This is a genomic window from Pseudomonas sp. SDO5522_S412 (assembly GCF_054071215.1).
This window is the reverse complement of the sequence record NZ_JBSVWQ010000058.1, coordinates 16800-33017: the sequence shown is the minus strand read 5'-3', so window position 1 is coordinate 33017 and position 16218 is coordinate 16800. Positions and strand designations below refer to the sequence as shown.

Genomic DNA, 16218 nt, shown 5'->3' with positions numbered 1-16218 from the left:
TGCCAAAAGTGACCCGCTGTAAGAGCGGAACCATAGGCGGCCGTTACCTAAATAATGGATATGTACCCCGAACAAAAACCTCAGCGCACCAAGCTCAAATCCACCCGCCCATCACGCACCGGCGGACACCAGTAATACCCCCCAGTCAACGGCTTGCTAATGCGATACAACCCATCAACAATCCCATCCTCAAGCCCACTCATCCGCCGCAGTTGCGCTTCAAACGCATCAAACGAATGCCCAAACGCCAGGAACATCAACCCCGCCTGACCATTCTCGGCCCATGGCATCGACCGCCGCACCACAAACGCCTCAGGGGTAAAACTCTCCTGAGCCGTACGCTTGGTGTGCGCCGACTCCGGCGCGTCCTCCAGCTCCTCGTTATCACCATGGCGCCGACCAATAATGTGGTCCCGCTCCAGAGCTGGCAACGCCGCAAACCCATCCAGATCATGCTGCCACTGCTGGATCGCCGCAAAACTCGCACCACCCTGCGCCACCGCAGCCTCCACCGCCGCATCATCATGCGGATTCTCAGTGCCATCCTCATAGTCGGTCAGATCAAACCCGGTCTTGTAGCGAAACCCCTCGGTCATCTGCACCAGACCAAACCCCGGCGCCAGGGCCTTCTCGAACGCCCGGCTGCGCAACAGCAACTCACCGCGATCCACACCGTGCAACCAGACCCACAGCGCCTGCTGGGTCGACGGATTCTCCGCCCCCGGCCCGCTCACATGAGGGAACGCCCGCAACCCGTCAATCCGGGCGCCAAGGGCATTGACCAGCGGCTCACCAAAACCGACCACCGCACTGGCGTCCACCAACTGCACCAGCGCATCCAGTGCGGCAGGCACGGCATCCAGCGACTCAATGGCAAAAAACAGATGGCGTGCCTGCAACGGCACCGGTGCGGCAAGAATGCCCGGCTGGTACTGACTCATGTGAACTCCTTCAAGAAAGCCGCGCAGTTTACCCGGCGAGCTCACGGTTGTGCTCAAGGTTTTCCAAGGTTCGCGGGTTAATGCGTCTAGCCCTTGCCACACGGGCCGTTGATGGGTGAATCTCTAGTCACGTTTTGCAACCATTCCAGGGGTAGCGACATGACCACCGACAACCTGCTCGCCCAGCTGTTTCCCACTGCCGCCGAGATTCCCGAGCAATTCCGGCTCGCGGCGCCCATCGAACAACGTGATTACCTGGTCGGCGGCCAGTTGCATGTGTGGAACGGCCCTTTGGCCGAAGTACGCAGCCCGGTGCAGTTGCGCGGCACCGACGGTGACACGCCGGTGATCATCGGCAGCACCCCGCTGCTGGACGCCGACACCGCCTTGACCGCCCTCGACGCTGCCGTGGCCGCCTACGACCGTGGCCAGGGCGCGTGGCCGACCATGCGCGTGGTGGATCGCATCCAGCATGTCGAAGCGTTTTTGCGGCGTATGCGCGAACAGCGTGACGCAGTGGTCAAGCTGCTGATGTGGGAGATTGGCAAGAACCTCAAGGACTCGCAGAAAGAGTTCGACCGCACTTGCGACTACATCACCGACACCATCAACGCCCTCAAGGAACTCGACCGCCGCTCCAGCCGCTTCGAGCTGGAACAGGACACCCTGGGGCAGATCCGCCGGGTGCCGCTGGGCGTGGCACTGTGCATGGGCCCCTACAACTACCCGCTGAACGAGACCTTCACCACGCTGATCCCGGCGCTGATCATGGGCAACACCGTGGTGTTCAAGCCGGCCAAGCTCGGCGTGCTGCTGATTCGCCCGTTGCTGGAGGCGTTCCGCGACAGCTTCCCGGCCGGCGTGATCAACGTGATCTACGGCAGCGGCCGCGAAACCGTCAGCGCGCTGATGGCCAGCGGCAAGATCGATATCTTTGCGTTTATCGGCACCAACAAGGCCGCCAGCGATTTGAAGAAACTGCACCCGAAACCGCACCGGCTACGCGCGGCGTTGGGCCTGGATGCAAAGAATCCCGGGATCGTGCTGCCGCAGGTCGACCTGGACAATGCGGTCAACGAAGCTGTCACCGGTTCGCTCTCGTTCAACGGCCAGCGTTGCACCGCGTTGAAAATCCTGTTTGTGCATGAGGATGTGGTCGACAGCTTTATCGAGAAATTCAACCGCAAGCTGGCGACCCTCAAGCCTGGCATGCCGTGGGAAGACGGTGTGTCGCTGACGCCACTGCCCGAGCAGGGCAAGGTGGATTACCTCGGCGGCCTGGTGACCGACGCACTGGCCCATGGCGCCAAGGTGGTGAACGAGAATGGCGGCGCCAGCCGTGGCTCGTTTTTCTACCCGGCGGTGCTGTACCCGGTGAACCCGCAGATGCGCGTGTACCACGAGGAGCAGTTCGGCCCGGTGGTGCCGATCGTGCCTTACCGCGACCTGGAGACGGTGATCGACTACGTGCTGGAGTCGGACTTCGGCCAGCAACTGAGTATCTTCGGCACCAGCCCGAGGGAAGTCGGGCGCCTGGTGGACGCGTTCGCCAACCAGGTGGGCCGGATCAACATCAATGCCCAGTGCCAGCGCGGGCCGGACAGTTTCCCGTTCAACGGGCGCAAGAACTCCGCCGAGGGTACGCTGTCGGTACATGATGCGTTGCGGGTGTTTTCGATCCGTACCCTGGTGGCGACCAAGTTCCAGGCGAGCAACAAGGAACTGGTCAGTGACATCCTGCAGGAACGCACGTCGAGCTTTCTGACCACTGACTATATTTTCTGAGCCCGACACCGATCTAAAAATGTGGGAGCGGGCTTGCTCGCGAAAGCGGTGGTTCAGTCGCCGGATGTATTGACTGACACGCCGCCTTCGCGAGCAAGCCCGCTCCCACATTGGAACTGAGTGAAGCCTGAACAACGAGGTTACCCTGATACCAATGAATCTCCCTCTCTTCGCCCGCCGCTTGCTGCGTCCGTTGCTGGACCCGTATCGGCGCTACCGTCACGCCAAGTTGATCCACGCGGTGCGGGTTTCCATTGGGTTGCTCGCAACGATCCTGCTCACCACCGGCATCAACCTGCCCCATGGTGAGTGGGCCTCGGTGACGATGCTGATCGTGATCGGCGGTTTGCAGCACCACGGCAATATCGGCAAGAAAGCCGTCGAGCGCGCCTACGGCACGTTGATCGGCGCCAGCGTCGGTTTGCTGCTGGTGCTGCAACAGGCGTATCTGGGGCAGCCACTTTTGACCTATTTGCTGATGTCGGTGGTGTGCGGGTTCTTTTCCTATCACGCCATCGGCAAGGGCGGATACATCGCGTTGCTGTCGGCCATCACCGTATTTATCGTTGCGGGCCATGGCGATAATCCGATATCGGACGGGTTGTGGCGCACGGTCGACATCCTGATCGGCATCGTCCTGGCCCTGGCGTTTTCCTTCGCCCTGCCGCTGTATGCGGTGTATTCCTGGCGCTACAACCTGGCCAGTGCCTTGCGCGATTGCGCGGCGATTTATAGCCGGATCATCAGCGGCCAATCGGTCACCGATGATGAACACCTCAAGCTGCTGAATCGCCTGAACGCCGCGATGCTGCAACTACGCTCGCTGATGCCATCGGTGTCCAAGGAAGTGCGGATTTCCATGACCGAGCTGGACACCCTGCAGCGGCATTTGCGGATGTGCATCAGCACCCTGGAGATCCTCGGCAACACCCGCCCCGACCCACGGGACAAGGAAGCCCTGGCGCGCATGCAGGTGGCGTTGAAAGCCGAGCACCGGCAGATTCGGGTGCAGTTGATCGGGATGGCGCGGGCGTTGCAATCCGGGGCCACCGACCGGCTGGAACGTCCGAGCACCACGCCGACCCACGAACAGACCTTTGAAGTGCCGGTGGTCAACGCGTTGGACGGTTACCGGTTATTGACCCTGCAACTGGCAGCCAATATTGACGCCATGCGCCAGCGCCTGGCCAAGAGCGCCAGCCACTGGAAAATCTGATCAGCCCCGGTGCAGCGCCTGTATCAACAGCTGCTGCAACGCCTGTAACCGGGGCTCGGGGCTGTCCTCGGCAAAGCGCAACACGTTCGCCACTTCGGGCAGCGGCATCCGCTGGCCGAAGGGGCGATACACTTCCACGCGCTTGTCGAGATGGTCACTGCTGAGCAGGCCGATGCCCAACCCGGCGGCGATGGCCGATACCACACCCTCCACCGACCCACATTCCACCACCACCTGCCAGCGAATGCCCAAGGCGCTCAGGCGTTCCTGGGCCAGTTGCCGGTAAAAACAGCCGGGGCCGAAGGTGATCAGCCGCACGCATTCGTCAGGCGCAGGCTGCCAGCCTGGCCGGGCGCACCAGTGCACCTGTTCGGTTGACATCGGCGGCGTCAACGCGCTGCTGTTTGCCCTTGACCACCCGCAGCGGGTGCACTCATTGACGGTCGCCGACGCCCCCAGCTATGACTCGTGGCCATCGCCCACTTGGCGCGGGATTCATCAGCGGTTTGCCGAACATGCGCGCATGGCACCGGATGAACACCGCGCGTTGATGATCCGACAACTGGCCATGGCGGTGTTCGACAAGAGCGTGATGCAGGGCGCGCTGCTGGAGGAATACCTGGCGCCGATCAGTGGCGTGATCGGTCAGCCAGCGTTCTACCAGCATCAGGTGGCGCATTACGACTCGCGGTATACCGCCGATTTTGCGAAGCGCCTGCCGGGCATGGATTTGCCGGTGCAGATTTTATGGGGCGCTGAAGATGAATGGCAGCCGCTGGCTTATGCACATCGCCTGCGAAACGACATTCGTGGGGCCGTGCTGCAGGTGGTGGAAAACGCCGGGCACTTTCTGATGGAGGATGCGCCGGAACGGGTGAGTGAGTACCTTGTAGACTTTATCGGCCAGGTTCACAGTAAACGCTGACTGCCATTTGTCGGGATTACACAAGCCAATAGATTTCACACTTTCTCTTACATATTTTTCACGTTTTATTCACATCCAGAGACGTAGGGTAAAGCCTCATCCGTTACAAACGTTGTAGTTAAAAACCCGCCGCCCCAGCGGGTTTTTTTTGCCCGGGATTTGAGTGGCCACACAGTTTCTGGAGAGAGGAGTCGAAGCAAACCGGCTCATTGCGAGCCGGTCTTGATGGGTCAACGAGCCACCTTGTTGACAGGCGACGCCGCTTGCTCACGTATCGCGCGCTGGGTATCGAGCACCCGCGCCAGGGCCGTTTCGGCTTCAGGACTTTGCTGCGGCACACGAATCGCCGCCGACACCAGGGTAATCAGCTTGGCCATGACCTCGGCATCCGTGGCCGGGCGTCCCAGGCTCATGGAGTTCATCAGCAAACGCAGCTCGGTACCGGCCATCACCCCGGAGATCGCCTTGAGGGCAAATTGCAGGCGCACCCCCAGCTCGTTGCGCGGCAAGTCCGGAAGCGCCAGGGCGAAGGCTTCGAAGAAGCGCTGGAACACCGGCTGGTAATGCACCTTGAGGTATTCCTGGATAAACGGCGACGTGTCGCTGTACACCCGCCCCAGGAACCGGATGAATGAACGCCCTTCCCCGCTGGCCGGGTCGCTGCGTTCCAGGCCCATGGCCGGGGCGAACAGCACCCCGAGCAAGGTGTCGCAATCCAGCGGGCCGTCGGATTCGGCTTCGCACCGGGCGAGCAACTCCAGGCGCTGCTCGTTGAGCGGCTCCAGGCGCTGCATCAGCAGGGTTTTCATCAGGGAGTCCTTGTCCCCGAAGTGGTAATTCACCGCAGCGAGATTGACCTGGGCCCTCTCGGTTATCTGCCGCAACAAAACAGCGTCATAGCCGTATTTGATGAAAAGAGCCTCTGTCGCATCCAGCAATCGGGTCTTGGTAACGTTTGGAGCGCTGAGTTTCTTCGCGACCATAGGGATTGGGGTTCCACTGCGGAAATATTGTTTTAAAAATTAATTTGATTTTTTATACCGGGGCCGCTGCCTGAAAGCAAGTAGTGACACAGCGCCATACTATTCAAAGCCAACAGCAACGGGCTCATTGAGGGTAGCTGATGGATTTTTTCAGCGCCGGAAACGTCCCTTTGAAGAATCGTTTCAAAGGGTAAAACCGCTCTATATCCATGGCTGGCGGAACGGCTGGATCGCGGTTAGTATTCAAACAATATTTTAAAAACAAGAAATAAAACCAGTCCGTGACGTGTACCAGGCAGCTCCTGAACTTGTTACAAGGATTTTCGGGGGAAGCACGGCGCTGTCGAGGCTGCAGGCGTAGTCATGATGACAGATACCCCCGCGCACCCAGGCTTTATCTCCTTGCAAGGCATCGGCAAAAGCTATCAGCTGGCCGGTCAACACCTGTCGATTCTCAATGATGTATGCCTGGCCATCGAAACCGGTGACAGCTGCGGCATCCTCGGCGCCTCCGGCTCCGGCAAAAGTACCCTGCTCAATATTCTCGGCCTGCTGGATTTGCCCGACTGCGGCCAGTACCGCTTTGCCGGCCATGACATCTTCAGCGCCAGCCCCGATCAACTGGCGGCGATCCGCAATCAGCAGATCGGTTTCGTCTTCCAGAGTTTCAACCTGCTGCCACGCCTCAGTGCCCTGGACAACGTCGCCCTGCCCCTGAGCTACCGCGGCGTGTCACGCCACGACTCGGTGGAACAGGCCCTGCGCATGCTCGACCAGGTGGGCCTGGCCGAGCGCGCCCACCATCGCCCGGCCGACCTTTCCGGCGGCCAGCGCCAACGGGTCGCCATCGCCCGGGCATTGGTCGGCAACCCGTCGGTGATCCTCGCCGACGAACCCACCGGCAACCTCGACAGCACCACCGCCCAGGAGATCATGGACCTGTTGCTGGCGCTCAACCGCGAGCAGCAGGTGACGCTGATCATCGTCACCCACGACCCGCACATTGCCGAACGCCTGAATCGCAAGATCCTGGTGCGCAATGGCGTGGTGCAAGAGGCCGGGCGCCTATGAGCCTGCGGGTCGAACAAAGCCTGAGCCAGTTGCTGTACGAGGCGTTTGTCAGCCTGCGCACCCTGGGCAAGCGCTCGATCCTGGCCTTGCTGGGCATCGTCATCGGCAGTTCCTCGGTGGTGGCGCTGATCAATATCGGGCACAACGCCGCCGAAGACGCGGCGATGATTTTCAAGGACATGGGCACCGACACCCTGGTGGCGCAATTCCCGCCCAGGGGTGCCAGCACTGCGCAAATGCCCGCCAGCCTGGACCTGGAAGCCGTGCGCCGCAGCGTTCCCGGCATTGCCCATATCGGTGCGGTCTCGCTGTTCAGCGGGCCAGTGGTGTTCCATGGCCGTACCTGGAACGCAAGCCTCGTCGGCAGTACGCCGGACCTCAAGGATGCCATGCGCCTGTCGGTGCGCGACGGGCGCTTCCTGTCGAGTTTCGATGCTGGGGAAACCTATGCGGTCGTCGGTGACCAGGTCGTCCAGGCCTTGAGCGTGCCCGGCGACCCGCTGCAACTGGGCGACCGGGTACGTATCAACGATTACCTGTTCCTGATCGTGGGCATTCTGCACAGCCAGCCCCGGGCAATGCTGATTCCCGTACAGGCCAACGAATCGCTGTTCGTCCCCGCCCCGGGCATGCGCCGGATCTACGCCAGCCCGCAAATCGGCAACGTGATCATCCGTGCCACCCCCGGCCAGGATATGGAACGCCTCGCCCAGGACTCAGCCGTGGCACTGCGAGCCCAGCTCACCGACCACGATGTCGACATTCAGGTACCCCAGCAAATGATCGATGGCATGACCCGCCAAAGCCGGACCTTCGCCTACCTGCTGCTGGCCCTGGGCGCGATCTCCCTGGTGGGCGGCGGCGTCGGCGTGATGAACGTGATGCTGATGAACGTCTCGGAGCGGCGCCGGGAAATCGGGATTCGCATGGCCCTCGGGGCGCGCCAGCGCGACATTCGCAACCTGTTCCTGCTGGAAGCCGTGACCCTGACCGCCGTGGGTGCGGTATGCGGCGCGGTACTGGGCATGACCGCCGCGTACCTGTATGCCAGGCTGTCCGGCTGGCAGTTTTCCCTGGCAGTGGCCGCGCTGCCGCTCGGGGTCGGCAGCACGTTGCTGGTGGGGCTGTTTTTCGGGATCTATCCGGCGGTGTCGGCCTCGCGGCTGCAGCCGGTGGAGGCCCTGCGCGATGAATAAACGGCTGCTGTTGTTGACCGCCTTGGTAAGCCTGCACAGCGTGGCCGCCGACGTGGTGATTCGCCCCTCCGCGCCCAGTACCACCCGCAGTGGCTATGAACGCAGCGTGTCGCTGAATGCCCAGTCCACCACCCTGACCCTGGGGGATGCGGTGTACCTGGGCCTGCGCAACAACCCGGCGATTCGCAGCGCGTACCTGCAACGGGTGGCGCAGAAATTCGACCTGCGGGTGGCTGAAGACACGTTCAACCCCAAGCTGACCCTGAACAGCTACTACCGCACGACTAAAGGCACTGAAGACAGCTCCCGCAACGCTAACCTCGCGCCTAATGCCACCTTGCTCGGTGAGTACGGCACGCGCCTGAGCATGAACTGGACCCAACAACTGAACAACGCCGATCGCGCCGGACGCTACCGCAGCGACGGCCTCGACCTGTCGCTGATCCAACCGCTGATGCGCGGTGCCGGCTGGGACGCCACCACCGCCCCGCTGCGCCTGTCACGCCTGTCGGAACAGGCCAACCGCCTGAACCTCAAGGCCAACGTGGCGCAGACCATCAGCAACATCATCGCCACCTACCGCGAGTTGCTGCGGGCCCAGGAACAACTGAGCATCGTGCAGGACGCCCTCAAGCGCTCCGGCACTTTGCTTGAAGTGAACAAGGCACTGATCAGTGCCGGGCGCATGGCCGAGTTCGAGATTGTGCAGACCGAAGCCGATATCGCCACCCAGCAACTGGGGGTGGAAGAAGCCCAGAACCAACTGGACACCAGCCGCCTGGCCCTGCTGCGTCTGCTGGCCCTCGACCTGTCGACACCGATCCGCGCCACCGAGGCCCTTGAAGCCAGGCCCATGGACATCGATAAACGCCAGGCTTTCGTGCTGGCGCAGAACCAGCAGCCGGAATACCTCGCCACCCTGCTCGGCAGCCAGCAGGCCGACCTCAACCTGGTGATCGCCAAGGACTCCGGCCGCTGGCAAGTGGACCTGGTGGCCGGTGCCAACCAGATTCGGGCCGCCACCAATGACGATAACGGCTACAACAGCAACCGGCGCTGGGACAGCTACGCGGGCGTGCAGGTGCAGATTCCCATCGGCGACATCAGCACTCGCCAGGCCGAGGTGCACGCGCGGGTCGATGTGGAAAACCAGGAGATCATCATCGCCGACGCCCGCCAGCAACTGGAGCGCGACGTCAACGATGTGGTGCGCGACCTGGGCACTCGCTGGCGCCAGTATGAAATTTCCCAGCGGGCGGTAGAGTTGTCCAAGCGCAAGATCGAAATCGAACGGGAAAAACTCAGCGCCGGGCGCTCCACGAACTTCCAGGTATTGAGTTTCGAAACCGACCTGCGCAACGCCGAGAACTCGCGGCTCAATGCGCTGATTGCCTATTTGAACGCCCAGACTCAGCTCGACTTGACCTTGGGCATGACGCTGGAAAGTTGGGAAATCGCCCTCAATGACTACTAATAAGAAGCGCCTGTTGGGCGTCGTGTTGATTGTGCTGGTGGCCGGCGTCGGCGTCTCGCTGCTCAGCCGTCAAAGCCCGGCCGCCAACCAGCCCGGCAACGCCGAGCAGTGGCTGGCGGTGAAGGTCGACCCGCTGGTGCATCAGATCGGCCTGGTGGGCAAGATCGAGCCTGACACCACCATCACCCTCACCGCGCCGTTCGACGGTAATGTGCAGGCCAACCTGGTGGAACAGGGCCAGCGGGTCGAGGCCGGGCAGGTGCTGCTGCGCATGGACCCGGCCACCCTCGAAGTGCAACTGCGCGACGCCCTCTCCGCCCAGCTCAAGGCCCGGCGCACGGTGCAGGAAATGCAGGACTGGGACAGCGGCCAGCAAGTCGGGCGCGCCCGCCGCACCCTGCGCACTGCCGAAATGACCGCCAGCAACACCCAGCGCAAACTCACCGAAAGCGAAAACCTGTTCAAGCGCGGCATCATCCCGCGCAACGAACTCGACGACCTGAAACAACAGGCCACCCAGCAACAACTCGACCTGACGGCCGCCCGCGCTGAGCTGCAACAGACCGTTGAACAAGGCAAGGGCGAATACCGGCAGATCGCCGATATGGAGCTGACCAACGCCACCGTGAAATATGACGCCCTGCATACCCTGCTCGACGGCAAGGAAGTCAAGGCCCCGTTCTCCGGCATTGTGGTGCCGGCGCCGGGCAGTAATTCATCGACCCAGGGCGGCGGGGGCAATAACGCGCCGGTGCAGGCCGGGAGCAAGGTCAGCCAGGGCCAGGTGCTGTTTGGACTGGCGAATATCGAGAAGCTGAAAATCGTCGCCAAGGTGTCGGAGCTGGACATCAACCAGTTGCACCAAGGGCAGGCGGTGGAGGTGATGGGCGACGGGTTTGATGGGGAACGGCTGACGGGGTCGGTCAGCGTGGTCAGTGGCTTGGCGATTGCCAGCGACAGCCAGGGTAGCGCGCAGTTTCCGGTGACCCTGTCGATTCCCAAGCTGACCCCGCAACAGTTGCAACGGGTAAGGTTGGGGATGAGTGCGCGGTTGACCATTGTGACCTACAACAATGACCAGGCGATTGTCGTACCGGCCCAGGCGATCAGTCGCGGGAATGGGGTGATGACGGTGGAATATCGGGCAGCGATGGATAAACCGGTGGAGCGGGTGACGGTGACCACCGGGCAGTCGACGGCCCAGGGGGTTGAAGTGTTTGGGTTGAAGCCTGGGTTTGTGAAGGTCGGTCCATGAACCCGACCTCTAGGAGCTGGCTTGCCCGAGATAGCAATCTCTCAGTTGATAAAGATGCAGCGGACCCACCGCTATCGCAGGCAAGCCAGCTCCCACATTAGATTTAGAGGTGTGCCAACCTCGCGGCCAGCGCCTTGGCCTGAATCGCGACATCCGTCACTGCGGTACTTTCCCACCACATCCCGCGCAACGGCGGGCCCATGGCAAACAGCCGCCGGCTGACATTCCCGTGGGCATCCAGCACCGCCCCCGACACATCCGCCGCAATCCCCAACGCCAACGGCCCGGGCTGAATCAGCCCGCGCTTGAGCAACTGCCGGGGCAACGGCCGGGCCACGCGCCGCCAGTCATATTCAATCCCGCTGGAGTTGATCAGCGCTGCCCCCGACACCTGCACCACATCCTGCTCTCCACGATGACGCAGGCGGATCGTCACCTCACCTTGCGAAGGCACCAGCCCCTTGTACGAAGCCGCCCGGATCCGCAGCCGCCCTTCCCCATGCAACCGCGCCACCAACTCGGCACTCAACGGCGGCGAACGGTGGTGGTGGCTTTCCCACCAGGGCCGCACATGCCGCACGAACTGACGTTTCTCGCCCTCGCTGGCCTGGCTCCACAACCGCCCGATGTTGGCACGCACGGTGTCCAGCGGCGCTTGCCAGTCAATCCCCTGCTCCAGCGCGAGCCGGCATTGGCGCCGCACCTCCCACAGCAATTGCCGGGGGCTGCGCAGGCTGTGGTCTTCTCCCAGGAAGTCGACCCAGGCCGGCGGCTGCCGACGGACATGGGGCAACAGGCCGTGGCGCGAAAAAATCTCGATGGGCCCGCGATGGCCGGCCTGTTCCAGGGACACCACGGCGTCCACCATGGTCAGCCCGGAACCGATGATCAGCACGGTGGATTGCGGGTCCAGTTGGGTCATGGCCGATACATCCCACGGGTCGACGGCAGCGGCATTCAAGCCGCTGGATTCGGTCTGTGGCGTGCGTGCCGCCGGGAACATGCCGGTGGCCAATACCGCACAGGCACCGCGCAGTTGCTGGCCGTCGCTCAAGGTCAGCCGTGTGGCGTGTTCATCCACCTCAAGGTCTGTCACCTCGGCGCGAATGTGCTCGACGGTCGACGCGGAAATCGCCTTGGCCTCGGCCAGCCGCTGCTGCGCGTACAGGCCAAAAATCCCGCGGGGCGGAAACAGTTCGCTGATGGGCACGTGCTGCTGGTCCGACTCGGGCCAGCCGCCGCCGGCGATGTAGGCGGTCAGCCACTGGGTCAGGTCATCGGCGTTGTCCGGGTCGACGCTCATGCGCGCGGCGTTGCCGTTCAAGGTGTGCCCAAGCTCTACCGCACTGTAGGCCTCGCCGCGCCCCAGTTCCTGGCGCGGCTCGATCACCAGGATCTGCCGCGTGCCCGGCAGGCGCAGCAACTGCACCGCCAGCATCGTCCCGCTCAGGCCGCCGCCGACAATCAGCACATCGGCGTTGCGAATGGCGCTCGTCGCCTGTCCGCGTTCGGTTTCACTCATGAAATTGCGCCCTTACTGTCTGCCTGAATGGTTGTGGTAAAAATCGCCCCGTGCAGTATCCAGCACATCGACCCGGGACGCCTAGTTCAGCCCGACTGCGGGAAGCCCAGGCTCTGGCCGCTAATCAGCCATTGCTCCAGCACCGTCGCCAGGCCGCCTTGCCAATGGGTGCTTTCCCCGCTCCACAATTCGGTCTTGCCCGAAGGCTGCCACCAGCGACAGAGCCGTTGTGAGGTGTCCACAGGGTCGATCCGTCGCACCATCGCCAACGTCTGGAGCCCAGGGACATACGCGTGGGTAGGCCGGATGCGCCACACTTGTTGCTGCAGGGCAGCGGGCTCGAGGTCATCCGCCAGGGTCAGGATCTGGCCACCGATCACCTGGGCGGCCAGGGCCAGCAGCAATAGGCCGGGTTCGAAGGCACCGCTGAGGGCCAGCCGCGACTGCTCGGTAAAGCCCTGCTGACGCAAGCCATCAGCCAGGCGCTCGACATCCCGCAACGCATCGATCCAGCGCCAGGCATACCACTGGCCGTCACGCTTGTGGCGCAGGGCGCTGTGCAACGGGGTCACTTGTGCCCAATGGCGCAACTGCGCCAACGCCTCGGGCAACACCGTAACCCGTTCGGCGGGCCATTCCACATCCAGCGCAAGTTCAAGTTCATGCACGCTCATAGGGTGATGCTCCTATTGGTGAAACAAGCATGCGGTGGTCCGCTGGCCGGATTTATGTGGGCGGCGGTGGGACGGCTCGACTCGCTCGCGAAAACGGTGCGTCAGGCAACATCAATGCTGAATGTCAGTCCGCATTCGCGAGCAAGCCCGCTCCCACATTTGTTTTATGTACACCCGACAAATCACGATAGCTGGCCCCCGGATGGTTGTCCGCCAACCGCGCGCCGTCCCCAAACAATTTCTCCCGCAGGGTGCCCTGGGCATATTCGGTCTTGTACACGCCGCGCTTCTGCAACTCCGGCACCAGCAACTCGACCGCGTCGATAAAGGTCTCGTGGGTCAGTGCATAGGCCAGGTTGAAGCCGTCCACATCGGTCTCTTCAACCCATTCCTGCAACAGATCGGCCACGGTTTCCGGGCCGCCGACGAACAACGGGCCGAAGCCGCCGATGCCGACCCAGTCTGCCAGTTCATTCGGGGTCCAGACCTTGTTCGGGTCGGCAGTGGAGAAGGCTTCCACCGCCGATTGAATGGCGTTGGTATGCACATGCTTGAGGGGTTCATCGGGCTTGAACTGGCTGAAGTCGATGCCGGTCCAGCCGGAGATCAGGGCCATCGCGCCTTCGTAGCTGACGTAGGATTTGTATTCGTCGAATTTGGCCTTGGCCTTGGCATCGGTCTCGCCAACGATCACCGTCTGCAGGTTGAAGATCAGGATTTTCTTCGGATCACGGCCTGCCTCAGCCGCACGCCGACGGATGTCAGCGACGGTTTTCTTCAGCAGCACTTTCGACGGCGCGGCGACGAACACGCATTCGGCCTGTTCGGCGGCGAACTGTTTGCCACGGCTCGACGCCCCGGCCTGGTACAGCACCGGCGTGCGTTGTGGCGACGGTTCGCACAGGTGAATGCCGGGCACCTGGAAGTGTTTGCCGACGTGGCGGATCTCGTGGATCTTGCTCGGGTCGCTGAAGATCCGCCGTTCGCGGTCGCGTAACACCGCGCCCTCTTCCCAGCTGCCTTCCCAGAGCTTGTAGCAAACCTCCAGGTATTCCTCGGCGTAGTCGTAGCGCGCATCGTGTTCGGTCTGGGCTTTCTGGCCGAGGTTCTTCGCGCCGCTTTCCAGGTACGAGGTGACGATGTTCCAGCCGACGCGGCCCTTGGTCAGGTGGTCGAGGGTGGAAAGGCGCCGGGCGAACGGGTACGGGTGTTCGAAGGACAGTGAAGCGGTGAGGCCAAAACCCAGGTGTTCGGTGACCAGCGCCATGGGTGCGATCAGCGACAGCGGGTCGTTGACCGGCACCTGGGTCGCCTGGCGAATCGCTGCGTCACCGTTGCCGTTATAGACGTCGTAGATGCCCAGCACGTCGGCGATGAACAGGCCGTCGAACTTGCCGCGCTCGAGAATTTTTGCCAGGTCGGTCCAGTATTCCAGGTCCTTGTACTGCCATGAGCGGTCACGCGGGTGGGCCCACAGGCCCGGCGACTGGTGGCCGACACAGTTCATGTCGAAGGCATTCAAACGGATTTCACGAGGCATTAAACGTTACTCCGGGGGGCGACACCGTTGAGGTGGTAGTTGCCGACAATCTGGTATTTCCAGCGCAGGGGATCATCAAGGGTCGGCGGCAGCGCAGTACGCTGGCCGGTGAGTTCGAATTCGGCGTTGCTGGCAGCGATGAGGGCCTCGGCAGCCGCTATCTGGGCTTCTGTGAGGGCCACCGGGCCTGGGTGGGTTTCGGCACGCTCAAACAAAGCAGCCGCTACCTCCACGCGAATCTGCAAATCGCCAAAGCGGCTGATCACGTAGGGGTCATCACTTTTCTCGACAAAGCGCCGGGTGCTTTCCAGCAGTTGGCGCGCCTGATTCAGTGCGGTCATGGATGCAGCTCCTCAGTTCCAGGCATGGCGTGCGGGCTTGACGCCGTTGAGCACGAAGTTGCCGATCAGGTGGTATTTCCAGCGGGCCGGGTCGTGCAGGGTGTGGGTACGCGCGTTGCGCCAGAAGCGGTCGAGGTTGTGCTTGCCGGACACCGAGCGGGTGCCGGCCAGTTCGAAGAGTTTGCTGCTGGCGAGCAAGGCGGTTTCCGCCGACAGCACTTTGGCCTGGGCGACGACCAACGAGGCATTGGCCACGGTGTCTTCGTTGGGGTTGGCCAGGGCCTGGTCGACGGCAATGCCGGCCTTGGCGAGGATCGCTTCGGTGCCGTGGACCCGCCATTCCAGGTCGCCGATGGCGGCGATGGTGAACGGGTCTTGCCAGCCGTGATCCTGCTGGCTGTCGATCCAGGGCCGGGCCTGGCGTGCATGAATCTTGGCTTGTTCCAGGGCCCCGAGGGCGATGCCGGTGTCGACGGCCGCCTGGATGATCTGCGAAATCGGGCCGTTGGCGGTGGGTTGGTCGAAGGCCTGGTGGGCGGGGATCACCGCACTCAGCGGCACCTTCACACCGTCGAGGGTCACGCCGCCGCTGGCGGTGGTGCGCTGGCCGAAGCCGTCCCAGCTGTCGATCACTTGCAGGCCCGGCGCGTCCCGTTCGACAAAGGCGATGAACGCCTGGTCTTTTTCGTTGACGCCCACCGTCGGCACGATATGGGCGAACAGTGCGCCGGTGCAGTAGAACTTCTCGCCGTTGATGTACGCACTGTCGCCGTCAAAGCGCACTTGTGTGTCAAACGTGCCGGCGTTCTTGCTCTTGGCTTCGGAGAAGGCATTGCCGAACCGATAGCCCTGCAGGACCTTGGCGAAGTAGTGCTGCTTTTGCTCCTCGCTGGCGGTTTGCAGGAGGATGTCGACGACGCCCAGGTGGTTCTGCGGAATCTGCCCCAGGGACGGGTCGGCGGCGGAGATCAGCTTGATCACCTCGGCCACCGTCACATAGGACACTCCCGCGCCGCCGTAGGCCTTGGGAATGGTGATGCCCCACAGGCCACTGGCAGAGAATTCGTCCAGCTCGGCCACCGGCAGGCGTCGCTCGCGGTCGCGCACGCCGGCGTCCACGGCAAAACGCTTGGCCAACTCGGTGGCAACCGCAATGGCCTCGGCGTCCGAACGGATGATGTGGGCAGGTTGTAGGGGTTGGGCTGACATGGGCCGACTCCAGGCTCCAGAGAGATACTGGAGTGATTGCAGGAGTCGTGCCCGAATGCAATGTGCAACGAAATCAGCGGGTTGCC

Annotated in this window: 14 protein-coding genes and 1 pseudogene; 7 read left to right on the top strand and 8 right to left on the bottom strand. The window is 62.6% G+C overall.

What is annotated here, in order from left to right; translation table 11 throughout:
• Positions 1-80 precede the first annotated feature (80 nt).
• A complete protein-coding gene (locus tag ACW9I6_RS14860) occupies positions 81-941 on the bottom strand; it encodes a Dyp-type peroxidase (protein ID WP_102369500.1) in 861 nt (286 codons plus the stop codon).
• A gap of 159 nt (positions 942-1100) precedes the next feature.
• Between ACW9I6_RS14860 and ACW9I6_RS14855 the strand changes: the two genes are divergently transcribed.
• Together ACW9I6_RS14855 and ACW9I6_RS14850 are read left to right on the top strand one after the other, a co-directional pair.
• The gene (locus ACW9I6_RS14855) at positions 1101-2726 is read left to right on the top strand and encodes an NADP-dependent glyceraldehyde-3-phosphate dehydrogenase (RefSeq protein ID WP_102369501.1); all 1626 of its coding nucleotides are present in this window, start codon (positions 1101-1103) and stop codon (positions 2724-2726) included.
• A gap of 154 nt (positions 2727-2880) precedes the next feature.
• Positions 2881-3942, top strand: coding sequence for an FUSC family protein (locus ACW9I6_RS14850; RefSeq protein WP_003211716.1), 1062 nt, complete (start codon positions 2881-2883; stop codon positions 3940-3942).
• On the opposite strand, the gene ACW9I6_RS14845 is transcribed toward ACW9I6_RS14850, so the two are convergent.
• Positions 3943-4323 (bottom strand): LysR substrate-binding domain-containing protein, encoded by a 381-nt coding sequence (locus tag ACW9I6_RS14845; RefSeq protein WP_457339488.1) that lies wholly within the window; start codon positions 4321-4323, stop codon positions 3943-3945. It lies immediately after the preceding gene.
• Between the two features lie 55 nt (positions 4324-4378).
• Between ACW9I6_RS14845 and ACW9I6_RS14840 the strand changes: the two genes are divergently transcribed.
• Positions 4379-4867 carry an alpha/beta fold hydrolase gene (locus ACW9I6_RS14840; RefSeq protein WP_457339487.1) on the top strand — a complete coding sequence of 163 codons (489 nt, stop codon included), beginning with the start codon at positions 4379-4381 and terminating at the stop codon, positions 4865-4867.
• A gap of 230 nt (positions 4868-5097) precedes the next feature.
• Here ACW9I6_RS14840 and ACW9I6_RS14835 read toward each other — a convergent pair whose 3' ends face one another.
• Positions 5098-5850 (bottom strand): TetR/AcrR family transcriptional regulator, encoded by a 753-nt coding sequence (locus tag ACW9I6_RS14835; RefSeq protein WP_003211721.1) that lies wholly within the window; start codon positions 5848-5850, stop codon positions 5098-5100.
• 363 nt (positions 5851-6213) lie between these two features.
• On the opposite strand from ACW9I6_RS14835, the gene ACW9I6_RS14830 reads away from it, so the two are divergent.
• The 4 genes from ACW9I6_RS14830 to ACW9I6_RS14815 are packed head-to-tail and all read left to right on the top strand — an operon-like array spanning position 6214 to position 10846.
• Positions 6214-6921, top strand: coding sequence for an ABC transporter ATP-binding protein (locus ACW9I6_RS14830; protein WP_023658970.1), 708 nt, complete (start codon positions 6214-6216; stop codon positions 6919-6921).
• Positions 6918-8117: an ABC transporter permease gene (locus ACW9I6_RS14825; RefSeq protein ID WP_177020717.1), complete on the top strand. Its 1200-nt coding sequence runs from the start codon at positions 6918-6920 to the stop codon at positions 8115-8117. The genes ACW9I6_RS14830 and ACW9I6_RS14825 overlap by 4 nt, the downstream gene beginning before the upstream one ends.
• Positions 8110-9591: a TolC family protein gene (locus ACW9I6_RS14820; RefSeq protein WP_008432459.1), complete on the top strand. Its 1482-nt coding sequence runs from the start codon at positions 8110-8112 to the stop codon at positions 9589-9591. Before ACW9I6_RS14825 ends, ACW9I6_RS14820 begins: the two co-directional genes overlap by 8 nt.
• A complete protein-coding gene (locus ACW9I6_RS14815) occupies positions 9581-10846 on the top strand; it encodes an efflux RND transporter periplasmic adaptor subunit (protein WP_457339486.1) in 1266 nt (421 codons plus the stop codon). The genes ACW9I6_RS14820 and ACW9I6_RS14815 overlap by 11 nt, the downstream gene beginning before the upstream one ends.
• Positions 10847-10949: 103 nt before the next feature.
• Here the strand turns inward: ACW9I6_RS14815 and ACW9I6_RS14810 are convergent, their stop codons facing one another.
• The 5 genes and pseudogenes from ACW9I6_RS14810 to ACW9I6_RS14790 all read right to left on the bottom strand — a co-directional run bounded on the left by ACW9I6_RS14810 (position 10950) and on the right by ACW9I6_RS14790 (position 16132).
• A complete protein-coding gene (locus ACW9I6_RS14810; RefSeq protein ID WP_457339485.1) occupies positions 10950-12368 on the bottom strand; it encodes an FAD/NAD(P)-binding protein in 1419 nt (472 codons plus the stop codon).
• 92 nt (positions 12369-12460) lie between these two features.
• Positions 12461-13042: pseudogene (locus ACW9I6_RS14805) on the bottom strand (AMP-binding protein); the annotation flags it as partial.
• Positions 13043-13166: 124 nt separating this feature from the next.
• Positions 13167-14582, bottom strand: a complete 1416-nt coding sequence (locus ACW9I6_RS14800) for an LLM class flavin-dependent oxidoreductase (protein WP_003211735.1) — start codon at positions 14580-14582, stop codon at positions 13167-13169.
• On the bottom strand, positions 14582-14923 hold the full coding sequence (locus tag ACW9I6_RS14795) for an acyl-CoA dehydrogenase (protein WP_134326981.1): 342 nt from the start codon (positions 14921-14923) through the stop codon (positions 14582-14584). Before ACW9I6_RS14795 ends, ACW9I6_RS14800 begins: the two co-directional genes overlap by 1 nt.
• Positions 14924-14935: 12 nt before the next feature.
• Positions 14936-16132: an SfnB family sulfur acquisition oxidoreductase gene (locus ACW9I6_RS14790; RefSeq protein ID WP_177045376.1), complete on the bottom strand. Its 1197-nt coding sequence runs from the start codon at positions 16130-16132 to the stop codon at positions 14936-14938.
• Between the last annotated feature and the right edge of the window lie 86 nt (positions 16133-16218).

Excerpts from the sequence above, each read along its gene's own strand:
- ACW9I6_RS14860 (WP_102369500.1), bottom strand. The coding sequence starts at position 941 with ATGAGTCAGTACCAGCCGGGCATTCTTGCCGCACCGGTGCCGTTGCAG.
- ACW9I6_RS14830 (WP_023658970.1), top strand. The coding sequence starts at position 6,214 with ATGATGACAGATACCCCCGCGCACCCAGGCTTTATCTCCTTGCAAGGC.
- ACW9I6_RS14790 (WP_177045376.1), bottom strand. The coding sequence starts at position 16,132 with ATGTCAGCCCAACCCCTACAACCTGCCCACATCATCCGTTCGGACGCC.
- ACW9I6_RS14835 (WP_003211721.1), bottom strand. The coding sequence starts at position 5,850 with ATGGTCGCGAAGAAACTCAGCGCTCCAAACGTTACCAAGACCCGATTG.
- ACW9I6_RS14800 (WP_003211735.1), bottom strand. The coding sequence starts at position 14,582 with ATGCCTCGTGAAATCCGTTTGAATGCCTTCGACATGAACTGTGTCGGC.
- ACW9I6_RS14795 (WP_134326981.1), bottom strand. The coding sequence starts at position 14,923 with ATGACCGCACTGAATCAGGCGCGCCAACTGCTGGAAAGCACCCGGCGC.
- ACW9I6_RS14850 (WP_003211716.1), top strand. The coding sequence starts at position 2,881 with ATGAATCTCCCTCTCTTCGCCCGCCGCTTGCTGCGTCCGTTGCTGGAC.
- ACW9I6_RS14845 (WP_457339488.1), bottom strand. The coding sequence starts at position 4,323 with ATGTCAACCGAACAGGTGCACTGGTGCGCCCGGCCAGGCTGGCAGCCT.
- ACW9I6_RS14815 (WP_457339486.1), top strand. The coding sequence starts at position 9,581 with ATGACTACTAATAAGAAGCGCCTGTTGGGCGTCGTGTTGATTGTGCTG.
- ACW9I6_RS14825 (WP_177020717.1), top strand. The coding sequence starts at position 6,918 with ATGAGCCTGCGGGTCGAACAAAGCCTGAGCCAGTTGCTGTACGAGGCG.
- ACW9I6_RS14810 (WP_457339485.1), bottom strand. The coding sequence starts at position 12,368 with ATGAGTGAAACCGAACGCGGACAGGCGACGAGCGCCATTCGCAACGCC.
- ACW9I6_RS14820 (WP_008432459.1), top strand. The coding sequence starts at position 8,110 with ATGAATAAACGGCTGCTGTTGTTGACCGCCTTGGTAAGCCTGCACAGC.
- ACW9I6_RS14855 (WP_102369501.1), top strand. The coding sequence starts at position 1,101 with ATGACCACCGACAACCTGCTCGCCCAGCTGTTTCCCACTGCCGCCGAG.